The organism is Pseudomonas sp. NFACC02 (assembly GCF_900110765.1).
GTDB lineage: Bacteria > Pseudomonadota > Gammaproteobacteria > Pseudomonadales > Pseudomonadaceae > Aquipseudomonas.
Window position 1 is genome coordinate 1 of sequence record NZ_FOEO01000092.1, and the last position, 1292, is coordinate 1292.

The 1292-nt window shown below is 54.5% G+C and carries 1 protein-coding gene; it reads right to left on the minus strand.

The genetic code is table 11. The annotated features are described in order from the left end of the window. Positions 1-24 precede the first annotated feature (24 nt). Entirely contained in the window at positions 25-1194 is a 1170-nt protein-coding gene (locus BMY73_RS27715; protein WP_092411112.1) for an IS4 family transposase, read from the minus strand. Between the last annotated feature and the right edge of the window lie 98 nt (positions 1195-1292).

The window sequence follows — 1292 nt, forward strand, 5'->3', positions numbered from 1 at the left end:
TCACTAGTGTCCGGTAAATATGTTTCATAGTTGAAGGCTGCCCTGAGCAGCCTTCAACTGATCCTGTTCCTGTCGTCGTCGGTCTTTGAATTCCTGGGTAGCAGGCCGTTCATGCAAGGCATAAGCGATACGAACCGTCAGCTCAAACAACGAGCCCTGAAACCCTGAGCGGCGGTGGAACAGGTGCAACAACAGATAGCTGATCAAGGCGCTGTAGATCTGCAGGCGCACGGCGTTTTCGGAGAAGGCATAGAAGCGTTTGAGTTTCAGATGTTGCTTGATCCACTTGAAAAACAGCTCGATCCTCCAGCGATCTTTGTACAAGTTCGCGATTTCTTCGGCTGATCTCGCAAAGTCGTTGGTCACCAGGACCAGCGGCGTAGCATGCCCCTCACGCGCAACCACGACGCGTCTTACCGGCTCGTCTCGATAGTCATTCAGACGCTTGCCGCCCAGATACTTTTTGCCGAACTGAACAACTTCATCGGTCATAACCGCACTCTGCTCTACCACCGTTGAGTGCTCGCGCAACACCTTCAGGTTGGCGTTTTTCTTCAGCCGGGTAACGAAGAAAGCACCCTTGGCCTGTAACTGATGCCACCAGTTGTAATCGCAGTAGCCCTTGTCGAAGACGTAGGTCATGCCGGTCTGAATCGGCATTTCCAGCGCATCGCTCAGGTCGTTGACATTGGCGGGGGTGATGTTCACGTACACCGGCGCCCGTTGCGCCAGGTCCAGCCCCACATGCACCTTGAGGCCTTGTGTAATGCGGGTTTTCGTTGCGGCAGTCCAGTCGTCAAAGTGAGGTCCACGCAAGGTAATCGATGTGGAATCAACCAGGCTGACCATGGCACCGATGTCCTTACGCTGCTGGCGACTGACGCCACTTAACAGGATCTCGCAGAGGTCTTGGAGCGGCCGGTAATCACGTTTATTCAAGGCATCTGACAGGGTCGAGCGAGCGATGGGACCGGCCCGGAGATGGTAGCGATGCGGGGCCAGAGTCTCGGAGAAAGTCGCCAGGGACCGCAGGCTCAAGGCTTGGGTTAAATGGCCGCTGACCAACGTCACCAACAATTGCCAGGAAGTGCAGCGTTTGACGTAGCGATCAGCTTGATGTGCTTCGACGGATCGCTCGAATGAAGAGCGTGGGATGGCACTGAGCAACTGAGTTAAAAAAGTGCTGGAAAACATGAGTCAAAATCGAGTCTGAAAAATCCGATTATGACTGAAGGCGGCCAACAGCAAGGGGGAGCAAGCTCCCCCTTCGGTTTTTACCGGACACTAGTGAC

Excerpts from the sequence above, each read along its gene's own strand:
- BMY73_RS27715 (WP_092411112.1), bottom strand. The coding sequence starts at position 1,194 with ATGTTTTCCAGCACTTTTTTAACTCAGTTGCTCAGTGCCATCCCACGC.